Genomic DNA, 671 nt, shown 5'->3' with positions numbered 1-671 from the left:
CGTTGAGCCAGACCTCGACCCTTCCGGTGCCGGCCCCCGACATGTGTCTGAAGTCGCGTGCTTCGATGCCCAGGCTTTCGCCCAGGGCCATCGCCGCATCCGCGTCCTGGGCATAAAAATAACGGATATGTGGTGTGCTGATGCGCATGTTCACCCGCTGCAGACGCGCAATCTCGGCCTCTGAGTTGCCCAGCCGGCTGAGGTTTTCATCCAGCACATGGCGGGGGATGCTCTCGGGCGCATAGACGAACATCTGCAACGGCGCACGCAGACCGGTGGCACCGGCAAACCAGTCTTCCTTACCGGGCGAGAGCGCCAGCGGCAAAAGCGCAGGCGGCAGGCTGCCACTGCGCACCGCCGTACGCACATCGGGCGGGCTGTCATTGCGGCTCACATCTACGGAGGTCAGGGTAACATTGGACAATGCGGCAAAAACCGGCGGGTCCGGCAGTTCAGGCGACATTTGGCCTGCATTGCTAAGGGCAAAGAGCCCGCCCTTGTCATCAGGCAGTGTCAGCGTCTGCGTGACTGGCCCGGTTGCAGATATGTCGCGGTCTGCGGTCGAGGCTCCGGCCATGGTTATCGCGGCGCCTGACTGCCCGGCGTCAGGCCCCGGTGTCGCAGACGCGGTCGTTTCCTCGATGCTGCCAATCCCGTATCCGAGCATCAGA

The 671-nt window shown here is 63.5% G+C and carries 1 protein-coding gene; it reads right to left on the bottom strand.

All coding sequences use genetic code 11. The annotated features are described in order from the left end of the window. On the bottom strand, positions 1-671 hold a 671-nt coding region (locus Q0M35_RS06120; RefSeq protein ID WP_295313333.1), incomplete at both ends, for a hypothetical protein.

It is taken from the genome of Roseobacter sp. (assembly GCF_024639605.1).
Classification (GTDB): Bacteria; Pseudomonadota; Alphaproteobacteria; order Rhodobacterales; family Rhodobacteraceae; genus Roseobacter.
This window is presented reverse-complemented; position numbering and strand designations above follow the sequence as displayed.